Below are 15,958 nucleotides of genomic sequence, written 5' to 3'. Positions count from 1 at the left end.
GTGACGACTGGGGGAGTGGCCCCACCGTAGAAAGCGGCAGGTCAGCGCGACAAGAACAAATCGCTGCGTGCCGACGCAGGAATCCTGCGCATATTTCCCCCTCAGAGCAGGATAGCTGCGCCTTCGGCCGCACGCGCGGCGGCCCCGGCCGGCGCGGACGCACTGGCCCCCGCCTCCGGGCTCTCCGGCAGCAGGTGCGACAGCACCATGTAGCTGATCGTCTTGCGGATGAACGGCTCGCTGCGGATCCGCTCCAGCACCTCCTCGAAGTGCTCCACGTCGGTCGCCCTGATGTGCAGCAGCGCGTCGGCCGCACCGGTCACCGTCATCGCCGCCGCGATCTCCGGGTACTTGCGCGCGACCTCCGCGAGGCGCCGGGGCGGCGCCGCGCTGTCGCAGTACACCTCGATGTACGCCTCGGTACGCCAGCCCAGCGCGGCCGGCCGGACCGTGGCCCTGAACCCGGTGATCACATCGGCCTTGCGCAGCCGGTCCACCCGCCGCTTCACGGCGGTGGCCGACAGACCGACGGCCGTGCCGATCTCCGCGAAACTCGCCCGGGCGTTCTCCATCAGAGTCGCGACGATCCGCCGGTCGAGTTCGTCGAAGGGAGTGGACTTGGTGCTCATGGCAGGTGATCTTCTCCTCGTGCCGCCCCGGACGGGGGACTTCCGCGCCCACTCTGCCGGAATCGCCGGGCCCGACGCGCAACGGCCCTGGCGAGCCGTCGGCGTTCAATGCCCGGCGGAGGCCTTCACCAGGGCCACGGCCAGGCCGATCGCGGCGTCCAGCGCCCCGGCCAGCAGGGCGGCGAGCACGCCGCCGCCCATGCGTACGCCGCCGTAGCAGCCCCAGACGAACAGGCCGGTGACACTGACGGCCGCCGCCGCGAGCAGCGCCGTGCCGACGCTCATCACGCCCAGTGCGGCGGAGGCGACCAGCACCAGCGGGCCGACGGCGGAGAGCAGCAGCGGGCTGCTGACCGACAGGATCCCGCGCAGCTCGCGGCCGGTGGCGAGCCGGCCGTGCACCACCCGGTGGGCCTGCTGGTCGGCCACGATCGCCGCCAGCCACAGCCCGACCGCGGTGGTGAGCAGCGCCGCGGCCGCACCTGCCGCGTCCACGTGCTCGGAGGTCCGCAGGCCGATGACGACCGAGATGATCGTGATCGTGGCGTAGATGCGTTCCTTGAGACGGGCGGCCGCGAACCGCGGGTCCCCCGCCGTCCCCGCTGTCCCCGCCGTCCCCGGCCCGCCGGTCCGTCCTGCGTCCGCTCCGGCAGGGATTTCGTGATCCATGAGCGCACCCTAGACGAGGACGGTTTCATCGGAGATGTCCCAGGGCCCGCCGGCCGGCGGCGTCGGAGCGGGCGAGTGCCGAGGCCGGCGGGGCGGCAGGGCGGCGTGGCGGCGTGGTGGCGGCCCGAACGTAACGTGACCTCAGGGAGCAGGGCACTCGGGTAGCCTCGGGTTCTTCCCAGACCTCCCCTCCGAACGGCACACCACCTGTGAGCACACCCACCAGCACCGAAGGCCCGACGGAACGGGCGCAGGGGCGGCCCGGGGAGGCCGAACGGCAGCCGGGCAGCGGGCCCATGAGCCGCCGGATACCCCCTCAGGGGGTCGTCGACCTCCGGGGCCGGGCCGACGGGGACATCAGGCTGTCCTACCCGCCCAACGCGGCCGTCGTCGTCGCCGGACTTCCCGGCAGCGGCAAGAGCACGCTGCTGCGCGCCTGGTCTTCCGCCGCCGCGGTCGTCGATCCCCGCGCCACCCGCACGGCCTACGAGTCGCGGATGCCCGACTGGCTCCCCTACGCGGTGTACCGGCCATGGGCGAGGCTGAGCCACATGCGGTGGACGCGCTCCCAGATGCGCCTCGGCCACCCCCTGCTCATACACGACTGCGGCACCAGACCGTGGATGCGCCGATGGCTCGCGTACACGGCCCACCGAGGCCGGCGCCCCCTGCACATGGTCGTGCTCGACGTAGGCCCCCGGGAAGCACTGTCCGGCCAGCGCGCCCGACAGCGGCTGGCCTCGCCCCGGGTCTTCGGAATCCACCGGCGGGGACTCGCGGCGCTCCTGGCGCGCACCGCTCGGGACGGCCTGCCCCCCGGCCGGGGCATCAGATCCATGGTCCTGCTCGACCGCCGCCAACGGGACCGCGGCGCCACCTCGGTGGACTTCGACGACCGTCCCGGACGCGTTGAGCCGGCCCCCTCGTCCGGCAGGGTCCCGTCATGAAGTCCACCGGGATCCTCGCGGAGTTGGAAGCGCGGATGGCGGAGCTCGCCACGCCGGCGCGGGTGTTCGTGGCAGCCGGGCGGTTCACCGAGCCGGAACCCGACCTGCCGGAGCTGGCGGCCAGGATCCGCGTGCTGCTGGCCGAGGCGGCGGCCGACGAGGCCTGGCAGCGCTACCTCCCCGGGTACGCCCCCGAGCCCGTCCCGCGGCTCTGTGCCGCCCTGGAGCCGCTGGAGCCGCACGAGGCCGCCGGATTCCTGGCCCGGCTCGCCGCCGTCGACCTGGTGTGGCCGTCCCACCGGCACCTGCCCGCGGACACCGCGGAGCGCGCGGCGGCCCGGGTGGTGTCCCTGCTCGGACCTGAGGGCAGCTGGTGGACCAACCACGACGCCGCCTGCGGCGCGGTGAACGGCCTCACCCCGCTGTTCGACAGCCTGCTCGCCGGGACGGACGGTGAGCACTACGCCCTGGCCCTGCAGCTCGCCGACGACTGAACACCTCTCTGCTGAAACGTTTCTGGGGTGAACGGCGGCGCCCGGACGGGTGAGCGTCCCCGGCCCGGGACCGGGGCGGGTCGGGCAGGGCCGTTACAAACGGGCCGTGAACACGCCGATGTTGCGCTCCCTCCCCGCCGTCCTGATGGCAATGGCCGCCTGTGCCGTTCCGGCCGCGGCCGTCCCCGCGGCCCCTTCCCCGCCCGATCCGGTGGTCTTCGTACACGGCTGGAACAGCGACGGTACGGCCTGGAACATCATGGCCGCCCGATTCCGGTCGGACGGCTATCCGGCCGACCGCCTGTACCAGTGGACCTACCCGACGTCACAGTCCAACGCCACCACCGCCGCGCAGCTCGCCTCCGCCGTAGACCGCGTCCTCGCCTCGACCGGAGCCGCCAAGGCGGACCTGGTCACCCACTCCATGGGCTCGCTGTCGTCCCGCCACTACCTCAAGGAACTCGGCGGCGACGCGAAGGTGGACGCCTGGGTGTCCCTCGCCGGCCCGAACCACGGTACGGACACCGCCCGTTGGTGCGGAGGTCCCTCGTGCGTCGAGATGCGTCCGGGTTCCGTGTTCCTCGACGCGCTGAACGCGGGCGACGAAACGCCGGGACCCGTCCGTTACGCCACCTGGTGGTCCTCCTGCGACATGATCATCAAGCCTGACGGCACCGTGCCCCTCAGCGGTGCGGTGAACACGCAGACCCCTTGCCTGCACCACACGGCCTTCACCGACGACGCCGGGGTCTACCAAGAGGTGAGGGACCACATCGGCCGAGCCGGACGGGCGGGCTGAGCCGGGCGCCCGAACGCACCCCACCGCAGGCCCGAAGAGAGGGCGCACGCGCTCGCCCGGGGCGTACGCGAGCGCGTGCGCCCGCCACCGCACGCCCGGCGCGCACCACCGACAGGGGTTTCCCGGAGCCGCTTCCGGCCCGTCAGCACGGCCCGCGCACCTTAAGGGCGATTGTCACTCTATTCCCGCTAAGGGATGGCTCGCGTAGGTTCGCGGAAGATCGCGTGCTTATGCTTCACCCGCTATGACGGACAGCCAGACATACCGCGCTTTACGCGCCTCAGCCGACGTGATCGTCCTCGGTGCAGGTCCGGCCGGGCTCGTCCTCGGAAACCTTCTGCTCGCCGCCGGGATCGACTGCGTCGTCCTGGAACGCGCTTCCTCCTCCCGCGTCCGGACCCGCGCCCGCGCCGGGTTCCTCGCCCCGAACACCGTGCGGATCCTGGACGGTCACGGCCTCGCCGACGGCCTGCACCAGTACGGCCGCCCGCACGGCACCTGTGAGTTCCGCACCCACGAGGGGCGGTTCCGCCTCGACTACGGGACCCTCGGCCAGGGCGGGCCACACCACGTCTACCCGCAGCAGAACCTCGTCACGGACCTCCTGCGGCACTACCTGGCCCGCGGCGGCCGCATCCACTTCCAGACCGAGGCGCTCACGGTCCACGACACCGACGGCACCAGGCCCTCCGTCACGGCGCGTGGGCCCGAGGGCCGTGCCGTCCGCTGGACGGCGCGCTACGTCGCCGGGTGCGACGGGCGCCACGGGGCCGCCCGCCGCTCACTGCCACCGGACACCGTCCACCACCACGACCACGGCGTCACCTGGCTCGGCCTGCTCGCCCAGGCCCCGCCGAGCCTCGACGCCGTCGGCTACGCGATCCACGACCGCGGCTTCGCCGGACACATGGCCCGCACCTCGCAGGTGACCCGCTACTACCTCCAGTGGCGGCGCGGCGTCGCCGCCGACGCCTGGCCCGAGCAGCGGATCTGGGACGAGCTCGACATCCGGATGCGCGCCCCGGAGTACGGACCGCTCTGCCGCGGCGCCCTCCTGGAGCGCGGGCTCTTCGACCTGACCTGCGACGTGGTCGAACCGCTGCGCCACGGCCCGCTGTTCCTGGCGGGGGACGCGGCGAGCGCACTGGCCCCGGCCGCCGCGAAGGGCGCCAACCTGGCGGTCCTGGAGGCCGAGATCCTGGCCGAGGCGCTCATCGCCGCCCTCACCCGCGGCGACACCGGCGGACTCGACGGGTACTCGGACCGCTGCCTGGCGCACATCTGGAGGGCGCAGGAGTTCACCGGCTGGATGACCCGCCTGCTGCACGCGGCACCCGAGGGCGACCCCGACGCCGGATCGTTCTTCCAGGCCGCCCGGCGACGCTCCCTGATCGCTTCGCTGCGCACCTCGCGCGTCCACCAGGACTGGTTCGCCGAGAACTACGTCGGCGTCTGACCCCGCTGCGCCCCCCGGCACCTCTCCCCACCCGGCTTCTCCCCGCCCAGCTCTGCCCTGCCCTGCCCTGATCAGTACCGGCCCGAGGACATTCCCACGATGACGACGACGCTCGCCGGCGAAACGATGCTGCCCGGCGAAACGATGCTCCCGGACGACACGGCGCGCCTGCGCGCCGCCGCCGCGTTCGTCCGCGAGCACGACAGCACCACCCTGCTGCCCCTCCTCCTGCCCGGCCTCGACGGACCGGACCTGCGGACGCTGGCCCAGCGCTGCCGCTTCGCCCACGCGGGGATGCTGCTCTTCCCGCCTGACGCGCAGAGCCTGCGGGCCCAGCTCGAAGCCTGCGGGCTGGCGGCGGACACCCCTTCCCACCCCAGCGTGGTCGTCCGCGAGCGCCTCGCCCGGCGCCACCGGCGCGACCCGGCCGAGCTCGATGTCCGGATCCTGCGCCCCCAGGTGCCCGGAGTCACCGGAGAGCCCCGTGCGGTCGAGGTGTTCGCCCTGACCGTGCCCCCGCACTCCGCCCTGGAGCCCATCGCCGCCTACGAACGGACCCGCCGGCACGAGGCGCACCTCGCGTTCGAGATCGAGCGCCCCGACCCGCTGGTGCTGCGCGGGCTGTGCGCGACCCTCGCCCGTCACGGAGCACGCCCCGACGGAGGCGGCTACAACCCGCACGAGAACGGGACGGTGCTGTACTTCACCACCCCCGCCGACGCGGCCTGCGGCTACCGGCGACTGGAGCTGTACGCGCACGGCGACCACCGCGGCGCCCTCGCCGGCCACCTCGGCCACCACGGCGAGCGGCAGCCCGCCGAAACGCTCCTTCACCTGCTCACCGGTGCGTGGACCACCCAGGCCCTCGCCTCCTTCGCCCGGCTGCGCCTGCCCGATGCCATGGACACGCGCACCGCGTCCCGCACCGAGGACCTCGCCCGCCTGACCGGCACCCACCCCCGCGGCCTCGACACCCTCCTGCGGTACCTCGCGATGCTGGGCGCCGTCACCCACGACCCGGCTCCGGGCGAGGAGGAAGGATTCCGCCTCACCGAGCTCGGAGCCCTGCTCCGCACGGACGAGCCCGCGTCGATGCGCCCCCTGGCCCTGATGTACGGCGGCCCGTTCTACGGCTCCTTCGGGGGCCTCGACCACGCCGTGAGGACCGGGCTGCCGGCCTTCGACCACCTCTTCGGCGAGAACCACTTCGACCACTTCGCCCGCGACCCCGAACTCGCCGGCCTCTTCGACCGCTCCATGGCCGCGAGCGCACGGATGTTCCGCCCGCTCCCCGGCCACCCGGTCGTCAGCGCCGCCGCCCGGGCGTCCGCGTCCGCCACCGTCGTCGACGTCGCGGGCGGCAACGGAGAGCTGCTCGGCCAGATCCTCACCGCCCACCCGGGCCTGCGCGGCGTCCTCCTCGAACGCCCGCACGCCGTCGAGGCGGCCCGCCGCCACCTCGACACCGCGGGCTGCGGCGCGCGCTGCGCCTACCGCGTGGGCGACTTCGCCGACGTACCGTCCGGAGGGGACGTCTACCTCCTCTCCCGCGTCCTGCACGACTGGGACGACGACCGCTGCCGGGAGATCCTCCGCCACTGCGCCCGCGCGATGCCCGCCCACGCCGACCTGCTCATCGTCGAACGGCTCCTGCCCGCGGACGGGTCTCCCTCGCTGGCCACCGCCTGGGACCTGCACATGCTCTGCAACGTCGGGGGCCGCGAACGCGGCGCCGCCCACTACGCCCGCCTCCTGGCGGACGCCGGCCTCCACCTCCAGGGCCACACACCCCTGCCCCTCGACGCGCACGTCCTGCACGCCCGCAAGACCCCGCCACGACCCTGACCGGGGGAGCCACGCCGATCTAGGCCACGACCCTGTTCGCGTACGCCGCCAGCTGGGCCCGCAGCCGCTCGCGCGGTACGCCGTCGCGGCCGGCCAGGCGCTCGACGAGGTCTGCCCGGGTGGCGGCGAGCAGGGCGTGGGCGGTGAAACCCGGGTCGGCCAGGCCGGGGATCTGCTCCAGCACGGACCGGAGCAGGCCGTGCCACTCCTCGTAGTGCCCGGCCTGGTACGGGCTGCTGCTCCCGGTCTCCTCCAGGGCGAGCGCCAGGAGGCGGTTGTCGAGCTTGAAGCACAGGACGGCGTCGAGCAGGGCGGGCACGCGTTCCCGCGGGGGAGCGGCGGGCCCGAGGGGCGGCGGGCCCGCCGCCACGGCCGCGCGGACCGGTTCGAGGCGTGCTTCGTACAGCGCGTGGAGGAGCCCGGCCCGGTCGCCGAAGGCCCGGAAGAGGGTGCCCTTGCCGACGCCGGCCGCCGCCGCGATATCGGCCATCGTGAGCTCCTCGGGGCTCTCGGAGCCGGCGAAGAGGGCGTCGGCGGCCTCCAGTACGGCCTGCCGGTTGCGGGCGGCGTCCTTGCGGGTCCGGCGTTCGGGCTCGGGCGGCGGGGTCACCGGATACCTCCGATTGAAAAACGGACCCTGGGTCCGTATCGTTGAAGCGGACCGATGGTCCGTATTTTCTGACTGGAGGATACCCATGTCCCTGCCCGCACCGCCCCCTCCGGCGGCCCTGTACCGCCACGGCCTGAGGCTCCTGCTCGACAAGGACGTCGACGGCTGGGTCCGCCTGTGGGCCGAGGACGGGGTGATGGAGTTCCCCTTCGCGCCCCCGGGCCTGCCCAGCCGGCTGGACGGCCGAGCGGCCATCGCCGACTACATGCGCCCCTACCCCGACCGGATCGACCTGCACGACTTCCCCGAAGCCGACCTGCGGATCCACGAGACCACCGATCCGCGGACCGTAGTGGCCGAGATGCGCGGGGTCGGCCGGCTGGTGGAAGGCGACCGCCCCTTCGACATGACGTACATAGCCGTCGTCACCGTCGAGGACGGCCGGTTCACCTCCTACCGCGACTACTGGAACCCCCTCGCCCTCCCCGCCTCCGGTGCCGACTCCACCGGGAGCAGCCGATGAGCACCGCGAACGCCGCCCCCGCGACCGGCACCACACTGGTCATCGGCGCCACCGGGACCACCGGCAGCCGCACCTGCGCACGACTGACGGCCGCCGGCCACGCGGTCCGGGCGGCCGGCCGCAAGGCCACCCCGGTGCCGGGCGCCGAGGCGGTCGCCTTCGACTGGTACGACCCCGGCACCCACGCCGCCGCCCTCGCCGGCGTGGACCGCGTCTACGTGGTCCCGCCCGTGGGCGATCCCGACCCGGCCGCTGCCGTCCTTCCCTTCCTGTACCGGGCCCGGGCCGCCGGCGTCCGGCGCGCGGTGCTGCTGAGCGCCTCCTCCGTTCCGGAGGGCGGCCCGGCGGTGGGCCGGGTGCACGCCGCGCTGCCGGGCGTCTTCGACGAGTGGGCGGTGCTGCGGCCGTCCTGGTTCATGCAGAACTTCACCGGCGGCCATCCGCACGCGCGGAGCATCCGCGGCGAAGGCGTCATCCGCACCGCCACCGGGACCGGCCGGGTCGGCTTCGTCGACGCCGAGGACATCGCGGCAGTGGCCGCCCGTGCCCTGACCGGCGTACGCGCCCCCAACACCGACCTCGTGCTCACCGGGCCCGAGACCCTCGGCTACGACGACGTCGCCGCGATCGTCACCGAGGTCACCGGAAACCCCGTGATCCACCGGTCGCTGTCCCACGAGGAGCTGCGCGACCGGCTCGCCGAGCTGATGCCCGCGGAGTTCGCCGCGCTGCTCGCCGACATGGACCGGGCCGTCGCGGCGGGCGCCGAAGACCGCGTCACCGACTCCGTCCACCGCCTCACCGGGCGCCCCGCGCGCGACTTCCGCTCCGTCCTGCAACGGGAGCTGACGCGGTGAGCGGGGTGGGTGTTCAGGCGGGAAGGGCGTCGGCCAGGCCCGCGCCGAGGAGCCGGAAGGCCCGGTCGGCGGCGGCCACGGCCTCGGGGTAGACGTCGTCGGCCGGGCGGCCCGCCTGCACCTGCTCGCTGTTGCGGGCGGCGAGGGTGCGCAGGACGGTGACGATCTGCACCGCGGCGAGCCGTGCGGTCAGCTCGTCGGCGCCCGCCTCCTCCAGCGCCTCGGTGAGGGCCGCGATGCTGCGCCCCGCGTACCGCATGAGCCGCTCGCTCAGGCTCGCCGTCGTGCTCAGCAGCCGGGCGAAGGCCACGGCGTCGGGGTCGGAGGCGAGCCCGGTGTTCGGGTCCCGCCGGGCCAGGGCGTCGAGCTCGTGCGCGTGCAGGGCGGCCAGCGGGCTCGTACCGGCCGGCCGGGCGCGGACCACACGGGCCGATTCGTCCTCGTGGTCGGCGAACACGTGCAGGACCAGGTCTTCCTTGGTCGGGAAGTAGGTGAACAGCGTGCGCTTGGAGACCTCGGCCGCCTCGGCGATCTCCGCGATCGAGACGTCGTCGAAGCCGCGGGTCAGGAACAGCCGCAGCGCCTCTTCGAAGATCGTCTGCCGCGTGCGCTGCTTCTTGCGTTCCCGGAGTCCAAGTTGCTCAGCCATGCGCCCACGATAGCAATGGGGTACCGAGGGGAAAGTTGCACCTGGTATAGTTATCGACCAGGTGAAGGAATCTTCCTGGGAGGCTCCATGAACACGCAGGTCACTGACGTCATCGTCGTGGGCGCCGGCGGCGCCGGGCTCACGCTCGCCGCCGAGCTCGCCCTCGCCGGCGTGCCCGCGGTCGTGCTGGACCGGCTGCCGGGCCGCAACCTCCAGTCCCGCGCCGGCGCGATCCAGCCCCGGACGGCCGAGATGCTCGCGCTGCGCGGTCTGCTGGACGACGCCCTCGGGCGGTCGATCGACTACCGGCTCGTCGGCGGCCATTTCGCCGGACTGCCCGTCCCGCTCGACTACGCGGCGTGGGACACCCGCTATCCGCACCCCGTCCTGCTCCCGCAGGACCAGCTCGAGGCGGTGCTCGAGGACCGGCTCACCGAGCTCGGCGGCCAGGTGCTCAGGGAGCACCGGCTGACCGGCCTCCACCAGGACGCCGACGGAGTCACGATCACCGTGACCGCACCGGACGGCGACCGCTCGCTGCGGGGCCGCTACCTCGTGGCGTGCGACGGCGCCCACAGCACCGTGCGCAAGATCATTGGAGCCGCCTTCCCCGGCCGGGCGGCAACCGCCCGCATGGCCACGGCCGACCTGCTGCTCACCGGCGACGTCGACGACAGCACCGCCGGGCACATCAGCTCGCGGATCCACACGTCGCCCCAGGGCCACTTCGCCATGATCACGCCCTTGGCGAACGGGCTCCACAAGCTCGTCTTCAGCGGGCCGCGGACCATGTCGGCCGAGCGCGACGCTCCCGTGACACCCGAGGAGGTCCGCGAGGTGCTGCACGCCACCCACGGCGGGACGCTCGACGTGGCCGAGATCCGCTACGCCTCCCGGTTCAGTGACGCCAGCAGGCAGTTGGAGCACTACCGCCACGGCCGCGTGTTCTTCGCCGGCGACTCCGCCCACATCCACTCCCCGGCCGGAGGCCAGGGGCTCAACCTGGGCGTCCAGGACGCGTTCAACCTCGGCTGGAAGCTCGCCGCCGTCCTGCGCGGCGAGGTGGGCGAGGAGCTCCTGGACACCTATCAGACCGAGCGGCACCCCGTAGCCGCCCGGGTGCTCGCCCTCACCCGGGCCCAGGGGGTGATCATGGGGCCGCAGCGTGACGGCGGGCTGGCCGAGCTGCGCGACGTGGTCACCGACCTGCTCCGCCTGCCCGACGCCAACCGGTACATGGCCGGTGTGATGGCCGGGCTCGACCTCTGCCTCCCGTCCCCCGACGCCGCCGCCCACCCGCTGCTGGGCCGGCGGATGCCCGACGTCGACCTCGACCGCGGCGACGGCGAACGGGTCCGCTTCAGCGACCTGACACGGACCGGACGCGGCGTCCTGCTCAACCTCACCGACGCGCCCCTCGATGCCGCGGCCCCCTGGGACGACCGGATCACCCACGTGCGCGCCCGGGCGGAATCCGGTTCGACCGGCGCCGAGGCCCTCCTCGTCCGCCCGGACGGATACGTCTGCTGGGCCGGGGGCGCCGGACTCACCGAGACCCTCACCCGCTGGTTCGGCCCGGCTGACCTCATAGCCGACGGGAGGGCGGGGGAGTCCGGATGAGGTCTTACGGTTCGACGCGTACGCCGGAGGCCGGTGCCGCCCTCCTTCTGCGGTACACCACCACCCCGCACACCGCGAGGACGAGGACGGCGACGGCGGACACCCCGAGGGCCGTCCGCTGGGCGAAGAGCCTTCCCAGCACTTCCAGCACACCGAGCCCAGCGGTCGCGTAGATCAGCGCCCAGGCCGCTCCGCCCACGAACAGGGCGAGGAGGTAGCGCGGCAACGGCATCCGCATGCTGCCCGCGAGGAAGTTGGCGGCGGTCTGGAAGCCGACGGTCAGGAAGGAGACGGCCACCACGGGGGCGCCCCACCGCTGGATCGCCCGCTCGGCGCGCTGGAACCTCGCCGAGGAGATCCGCCCGGCGAACCTGCTGCGGCGGGCACCGGCGCCGGCGAGCCACCCGACGGCGAACGTTCCTCCGGCGCGCAGCAGGACGATGACGTACAGGGCTCCGGCCGCGACGATGATCTTATCCACGACACCCCTTCCCGGGGGCGCGCGACGCGCACGAACCCGGTCCCCTGTTTCCCACCTGCACCCTGCCTCTGCCCGTTCCGTTCCTAGGGTCGCCACCTGCACGCTCGCACGCAGGCAAGGTAAGCCTAACCGGACGCACGTGTGGGGCATAGGGGCGGTCTGGCGCTCTGTCCGGCGGGGCGTGAATCGTCATTTATGCTTCAAGGCGGCCGCGGGGCGATGGCTCGTCGCATGCGGCAACCACACAGCGGTCGGTTCGGGTTCTCGGCCCGGGCCCAGAGCCCTGTGGCGCTGATCATGAAGGTCGTGGGGGCATCGGGTGCGCTCCTCCCACCCGCGAAACAGAAGACCCCCAGGGAGAAGTGAGGTATGTCGGTGATCTGCGTCGGAGGCATGATCGGAATCGGCAAGACGAGTGTGGCCGAACTGATCGCCAAGGAGCTGGGCAGCGAGGTCTTCTACGAGAGCGTGGACGACAATCCGATCCTTCCGCTCTTCTACACGGCGAGCCCGGAGGAGATCCAGGCGAAGCGTTACCCCTTCCTCCTCCAGCTCTACTTCCTGCAGACGCGGTTCGCCGCCATCAAGGCGGCCTACAAGCAGGGTGACAACGTCCTGGACCGGTCCATCTACGAGGACTGGTACTTCGCCAAGGTCAACCACGATCTGGGCCGGATCAGCTCCCTCGAGATGCAGGTGTACGAGGGACTGCTCGACGAGATGATGCGCGAGATCGACGGCCTGCCGTACCGCAAGGCGCCGGACCTCATGGTCTACCTCAAGGCGGACTTCGAGACGGTGCTGTACCGTATCGGGCTGCGGGGCCGCGATTTCGAGCAGGACGACAGCCTCGTCGAGTACTACCGGACGCTGTGGTCCGGCTACGACGACTGGGTGTACAAGCACTACTCGGCCAGCGAGGTGCTCGTCGTCGACATGAACCACACGGACGTGGTGAACAACCCCGACGACGCGGCCCGTGTGGCGCGGACGGTCAGGGAAGCCGTGGCCGCGGCCCGGGCCAGGGGCTGAAACAGTCCCACGCGGGTGCCCGGGCGGAGGTCCCGGCCGCGCCGACCGCCGCGGAAGGGGAGCAGGGCCCCTTCCGCGACGCGATCACTAGCGGCAGTCGCGGGCCGGGTCGTCCTGGGTCATCGCGCATGCCATGCGCTGTCCGCGGACGGTGCCGTAGCGGGCGATGAGGGAGCCGCGGAAGCCGTCCCACTGGGCACGGGTGTCCGCGATGGCCGCTTGGACGGCGGCGTTGAAGTTCCCGGCGACCTGCCCCCTGGAGGTGGTGGGGGAGGTGGCCTTCCCCGTGGCGGCGTCGATGGTTCCGTTGTCCTTGTTCAGGACGCTGTGGGTGATGCGCTTGCCGCAGCCCCACGGGTTGAGGCTGAAGCAGCCCGTCGTGAGGTCGCCGGGGATGTCGGAGGCCGAAGGCGCCGCGGCGGCCAGCCGGAGGAAGGGCGCGGGACCGGTACGGGCCAGGCCCGGCGGGTTGTTGACGCCGATGGCGGACCTGCTGTCCGCCTGGTCCGCCCAGTTGCTGTGCGAGTAGAAGTCCTCGGTGCCGTGCAGCGCCCGGCCGAAGCCCTCGATGGCGTTGCACTTGCCGCGACCCTGGACGCCCAGCACGAAGGTGCAGTCGGAGGAGAGGTCGGTGTCGGACGCACTGACGGTGCCCGCGGCGTTCACGAGGACGTCCGCCTTCTCCACCCCGCGGTTGAACTCGCCCTTGAGGTGCGCGACGCAGGCCAGCAGAGCCGAGGTGGCCTGCGCCCTGGTCCGGGGGTAGCCGGCCGCGTTCAGGTAGTCGGCGCCGTCGCAGTGCGCGGCCTCGGTGAGCACCTGGTCCATGTCCGGCGCTCCGATGGCCCCCATCGTTCCGTTCGCCCCCGCCAGCTGGCGGATGGAGGCCGGCTGGAAGCACGCACCGGCCGCGCCGGGAGCGGTGCCGGGTGCGCAGGCGAGGGCCGCACGGGTGATCCGTTCGTGCTCGGCGTTCTGGCCGAAGCCGTCGATGGTCCCGAAGTTCTGGATCGGCGGTATCTCACGTACGGGCTTCACCGCCGCCGGGCCGCCCTTCGGCGCGCCCGGAAGCGGAGCGGCTTCGGCCGAGCCGGCGAGCCCCAGGAGGAGGGCGGTGGTCGCGATCCCGGCAGAAAGCGTCGAGAGCACTGGCCTGCTCCGACGGTGTGTCATCGTCATGATGTGTTCCCCTTGTTGAGACCCGTGCGCCCCCCTCGGGCGTACGAGCCGGTCAAGATATAACTACCACTGGGTAGTTACGGGGAACGGAGGAGGGTGGCCCCCCGCCGGACCGTCCGCCGGACAGCCCGGCCGGACGAGCAGACGGTCAGATGGCGAACGGCGTCTGGGAGGCGAACGCCTGGGTGCGCTTGCCCGTCTGCAGCATGTTGGGCGTCTGGTAGAAGGGCATGTTCTCGACCACCTGGCGGTGGAGGGTCGAGTAGTTCCCCCGGAACGCCCCGTTCTTCCACGTCTTGAGCAGGACTTCGGTGAACAGGCCGTTGGGCCCCACACCATCGCTGGAGGTCTGGTTGTCCTGGCAGCCGGAGATCAGCAGGACATCGGCCCGGATGTCCTGGAGGTCCAGCGGGGGTACGGAACGCTGGATCTCGTCGTACAGCTCCTTATCACGCTGGTAATTGCGGAACTGGGCGTCCTGCGGCAGGGCGCGGATGCGGGCGCGGACCGCGGACGGGTCGCTGGTGTCGAAGGCGCGCACGAGCTCGGCGTCGTCGAGGAAGTGCGAGACGTCCCGCGAGACGGTGCCACTGTGACAGCTGTCGGAGAGCAGGAGGATGCGTACGTCCTCGGCGAAGGCGGCGAGGTGGGCGTACAGCTCGTCGTCGATGAACTGCCGGTCGTAGAGCACCCACGTCTCGTCGCGGCGGTCGGGTTCGTCGCCGTTCTTGTCGGGGACCTGGGATCCGTGGCCGGCGTAGGTGAGGAGCAGGAGGTCCCCCGCGGTGAGCTGTGCGGCGGCCGTCTTCAGGGCGGAGGTGACCTTGTCGCTGGTGGCTTCCCTGGTGAGCAGCGTCGCGAGGGTGTCGAACCCGTTGGCCTTGGCGACCTCCCGCATGGTGAGGGCGTCGTTCTCGGGGTTCTTCAGCTCGCCCTTGGTCCCGTAAGCGATCTCGTCGATCTCGTTGATGCCGATGTGGATGGACAGTCCTGTGGGCATGGCCGTTCCTCCGTGATTCGTGGGGGCGATACCCGAGCCCCGCTCGACGTTACGGAAAGTGACCGACCGTTACCATGGCGACGCGCAGGTGCCACACGAAGGGGCGATCCCGTCCCCGACCGGCTGACGCGGCACTCGTCCGTCAGGGGCGGTGCCCGGACACCGACCGGCGGGCGACGGGGAAGTCGAAGTAGGTGTCCGGGAACAGCTCGGGCTTGTGCGTGAAGTGCCACCACTCCTCGGGCAGGTTGACGAACCCCTCGGCGGCCAGCGCCGTCTTCAGCAGCCGGCGGTTCGCACGCTGTGCTCCCTGGACGCGCGGGTCGTCGGTGTGCGACAGGGTGTCGAAGCAGTCGAAGCCGGTGCCCATGTCCACGGAGTTGTCGGGGTACCGCTCCGCTTGCGGCGCGTAGCAGGGCACGGACTCCTGCCCCGGCCTCGGCGGGGGCGCCGGGACCGCCGGAAGCGGGACGAGCGTGAGGTCCATGGTGCTGCCGCGGCTGTGCCCGGACTTCTCGGCGATGTAGCCGTCCTCGAACAGGCGTGACTTGTCGACCTGCGGATAGAACTCCGCCTTCCTCCGCTCGTCGCCCAGGTCCTTGGCCCACCGCACGAAGTGGTCGACGGCCCGCTGGGGCCGGTAGCAGTCGTACACCTTGAGCGAGTACCCCTGCGGCAGGAGGCGCGTCTGAGCCCGGTGCAGGGCTTCGGCCGCCGGCCGCGTCAGGATGCAGACCGGCTGCCGGTAGCCGTCGATCGGCTCGCCGATGAAGTTGTGGGCCGACACGTAGCGCATTTCCTGGATGATCGTGGGGTCGACGGAGCTCAGCGCGACGAACTCCCCGGGAGCCCTGGGTTCCGGCGTCCGGGCGGCGGCGCTGAGGGTCGAGCCCGCCGCGAACGCGGTCGTCACGCCCACCGTCACGGCGATCCGCGCCGTCGTCGACATCGTCATCGAGTTCTCTCCCTGAGCCTGAGCGGGTCTGTCCGGGACATTCGGTCCCCCGTGTACTCGCCCACTCCCGCGGCAGATATGCCCCGGCTCTCCGGTCTGTTCAGCGGAACGCCCCGGAATGGCGGATACCACCGCACGGGACGCGGACCGTGACCGTCGACACCGAGCCGCCGCTGACCGGAAGGCCCACGCGGACGGAATCCGGCCTCCGGG

At 72.4% G+C, this 15,958-nt stretch carries 17 protein-coding genes; 9 read left to right on the top strand and 8 right to left on the bottom strand.

Annotation, left to right across the window (positions count from 1 at the left end; all coding sequences use genetic code 11):
• Positions 1-101: 101 nt before the first annotated feature.
• Complete coding sequence (locus tag ACZ518_RS35575) at positions 102-629, bottom strand: Lrp/AsnC family transcriptional regulator (RefSeq protein WP_469117167.1); 528 nt, start codon at positions 627-629, stop codon at positions 102-104.
• A 105-nt stretch (positions 630-734) separates the two neighbouring features.
• Positions 735-1,298, bottom strand: coding sequence for a hypothetical protein (locus ACZ518_RS35570; RefSeq protein ID WP_469117166.1), 564 nt, complete (start codon positions 1,296-1,298; stop codon positions 735-737).
• Positions 1,299-1,507: 209 nt separating this feature from the next.
• Between ACZ518_RS35570 and ACZ518_RS35565 the strand changes: the two genes are divergently transcribed.
• The 5 genes from ACZ518_RS35565 to ACZ518_RS35545 all read left to right on the top strand — a co-directional run bounded on the left by ACZ518_RS35565 (position 1,508) and on the right by ACZ518_RS35545 (position 6,839).
• Positions 1,508-2,245, top strand: coding sequence for an AAA family ATPase (locus ACZ518_RS35565; protein WP_469117165.1), 738 nt, complete (start codon positions 1,508-1,510; stop codon positions 2,243-2,245).
• Positions 2,242-2,739 (top strand): hypothetical protein, encoded by a 498-nt coding sequence (locus ACZ518_RS35560; RefSeq protein ID WP_469117164.1) that lies wholly within the window; start codon positions 2,242-2,244, stop codon positions 2,737-2,739. The genes ACZ518_RS35565 and ACZ518_RS35560 overlap by 4 nt, the downstream gene beginning before the upstream one ends.
• Positions 2,740-2,845: 106 nt before the next feature.
• Entirely contained in the window at positions 2,846-3,538 is a 693-nt protein-coding gene (locus tag ACZ518_RS35555) for an esterase/lipase family protein (RefSeq protein WP_469117163.1), read from the top strand.
• 289 nt (positions 3,539-3,827) lie between these two features.
• Positions 3,828-4,994, top strand: a complete 1,167-nt coding sequence (locus ACZ518_RS35550; RefSeq protein ID WP_469117162.1) for a 4-hydroxybenzoate 3-monooxygenase — start codon at positions 3,828-3,830, stop codon at positions 4,992-4,994.
• Positions 4,995-5,093: 99 nt separating this feature from the next.
• Positions 5,094-6,839 (top strand): methyltransferase, encoded by a 1,746-nt coding sequence (locus tag ACZ518_RS35545; RefSeq protein WP_469117161.1) that lies wholly within the window; start codon positions 5,094-5,096, stop codon positions 6,837-6,839.
• Positions 6,840-6,858: 19 nt separating this feature from the next.
• On the opposite strand, the gene ACZ518_RS35540 is transcribed toward ACZ518_RS35545, so the two are convergent.
• Complete coding sequence (locus tag ACZ518_RS35540; protein WP_469117160.1) at positions 6,859-7,449, bottom strand: TetR/AcrR family transcriptional regulator; 591 nt, start codon at positions 7,447-7,449, stop codon at positions 6,859-6,861.
• A 91-nt stretch (positions 7,450-7,540) separates the two neighbouring features.
• On the opposite strand from ACZ518_RS35540, the gene ACZ518_RS35535 reads away from it, so the two are divergent.
• Both ACZ518_RS35535 and ACZ518_RS35530 read left to right on the top strand, forming a co-directional pair.
• Positions 7,541-7,972, top strand: a complete 432-nt coding sequence (locus ACZ518_RS35535) for a nuclear transport factor 2 family protein (protein WP_469117185.1) — start codon at positions 7,541-7,543, stop codon at positions 7,970-7,972.
• Complete coding sequence (locus ACZ518_RS35530) at positions 7,969-8,829, top strand: NAD(P)H-binding protein (protein ID WP_469117159.1); 861 nt, start codon at positions 7,969-7,971, stop codon at positions 8,827-8,829. The genes ACZ518_RS35535 and ACZ518_RS35530 overlap by 4 nt, the downstream gene beginning before the upstream one ends.
• 13 nt (positions 8,830-8,842) lie before the next feature.
• On the opposite strand, the gene ACZ518_RS35525 is transcribed toward ACZ518_RS35530, so the two are convergent.
• Positions 8,843-9,478 carry a TetR/AcrR family transcriptional regulator gene (locus tag ACZ518_RS35525; RefSeq protein ID WP_469117158.1) on the bottom strand — a complete coding sequence of 212 codons (636 nt, stop codon included), beginning with the start codon at positions 9,476-9,478 and terminating at the stop codon, positions 8,843-8,845.
• A gap of 87 nt (positions 9,479-9,565) precedes the next feature.
• Between ACZ518_RS35525 and ACZ518_RS35520 the strand changes: the two genes are divergently transcribed.
• Positions 9,566-11,098, top strand: coding sequence for an FAD-dependent monooxygenase (locus ACZ518_RS35520; RefSeq protein WP_469117157.1), 1,533 nt, complete (start codon positions 9,566-9,568; stop codon positions 11,096-11,098).
• A 4-nt stretch (positions 11,099-11,102) separates the two neighbouring features.
• Here the strand turns inward: ACZ518_RS35520 and ACZ518_RS35515 are convergent, their stop codons facing one another.
• Positions 11,103-11,579, bottom strand: a complete 477-nt coding sequence (locus tag ACZ518_RS35515; RefSeq protein ID WP_469117156.1) for a DedA family protein — start codon at positions 11,577-11,579, stop codon at positions 11,103-11,105.
• 369 nt (positions 11,580-11,948) lie between these two features.
• Between ACZ518_RS35515 and ACZ518_RS35510 the strand changes: the two genes are divergently transcribed.
• Positions 11,949-12,611 carry a deoxynucleoside kinase gene (locus ACZ518_RS35510; protein WP_469117155.1) on the top strand — a complete coding sequence of 221 codons (663 nt, stop codon included), beginning with the start codon at positions 11,949-11,951 and terminating at the stop codon, positions 12,609-12,611.
• 87 nt (positions 12,612-12,698) lie between these two features.
• Here the strand turns inward: ACZ518_RS35510 and ACZ518_RS35505 are convergent, their stop codons facing one another.
• The 3 genes from ACZ518_RS35505 to ACZ518_RS35495 all read right to left on the bottom strand — a co-directional run bounded on the left by ACZ518_RS35505 (position 12,699) and on the right by ACZ518_RS35495 (position 15,745).
• Positions 12,699-13,790: a CinY protein gene (locus ACZ518_RS35505; RefSeq protein WP_469117154.1), complete on the bottom strand. Its 1,092-nt coding sequence runs from the start codon at positions 13,788-13,790 to the stop codon at positions 12,699-12,701.
• A 148-nt stretch (positions 13,791-13,938) separates the two neighbouring features.
• On the bottom strand, positions 13,939-14,790 hold the full coding sequence (locus ACZ518_RS35500; protein WP_469117153.1) for a caspase family protein: 852 nt from the start codon (positions 14,788-14,790) through the stop codon (positions 13,939-13,941).
• A gap of 142 nt (positions 14,791-14,932) precedes the next feature.
• Positions 14,933-15,745 carry a M15 family metallopeptidase gene (locus ACZ518_RS35495; protein WP_469117152.1) on the bottom strand — a complete coding sequence of 271 codons (813 nt, stop codon included), beginning with the start codon at positions 15,743-15,745 and terminating at the stop codon, positions 14,933-14,935.
• Between the last annotated feature and the right edge of the window lie 213 nt (positions 15,746-15,958).

The sequence above is a fragment of the Streptomyces sp. NPDC033966 genome, assembly GCF_055575955.1.
This window is presented reverse-complemented; position numbering and strand designations above follow the sequence as displayed.

Coding starts and splice junctions, on each gene's coding strand:
- ACZ518_RS35575 (WP_469117167.1), bottom strand. CDS start 629: ATGAGCACCAAGTCCACTCCCTTCGACGAACTCGACCGGCGGATCGTC.
- ACZ518_RS35570 (WP_469117166.1), bottom strand. CDS start 1,298: ATGGATCACGAAATCCCTGCCGGAGCGGACGCAGGACGGACCGGCGGG.
- ACZ518_RS35560 (WP_469117164.1), top strand. CDS start 2,242: ATGAAGTCCACCGGGATCCTCGCGGAGTTGGAAGCGCGGATGGCGGAG.
- ACZ518_RS35545 (WP_469117161.1), top strand. CDS start 5,094: ATGACGACGACGCTCGCCGGCGAAACGATGCTGCCCGGCGAAACGATG.
- ACZ518_RS35530 (WP_469117159.1), top strand. CDS start 7,969: ATGAGCACCGCGAACGCCGCCCCCGCGACCGGCACCACACTGGTCATC.
- ACZ518_RS35525 (WP_469117158.1), bottom strand. CDS start 9,478: ATGGCTGAGCAACTTGGACTCCGGGAACGCAAGAAGCAGCGCACGCGG.
- ACZ518_RS35520 (WP_469117157.1), top strand. CDS start 9,566: ATGAACACGCAGGTCACTGACGTCATCGTCGTGGGCGCCGGCGGCGCC.
- ACZ518_RS35510 (WP_469117155.1), top strand. CDS start 11,949: ATGTCGGTGATCTGCGTCGGAGGCATGATCGGAATCGGCAAGACGAGT.
- ACZ518_RS35505 (WP_469117154.1), bottom strand. CDS start 13,790: ATGACGATGACACACCGTCGGAGCAGGCCAGTGCTCTCGACGCTTTCT.
- ACZ518_RS35500 (WP_469117153.1), bottom strand. CDS start 14,790: ATGCCCACAGGACTGTCCATCCACATCGGCATCAACGAGATCGACGAG.
- ACZ518_RS35495 (WP_469117152.1), bottom strand. CDS start 15,745: ATGACGATGTCGACGACGGCGCGGATCGCCGTGACGGTGGGCGTGACG.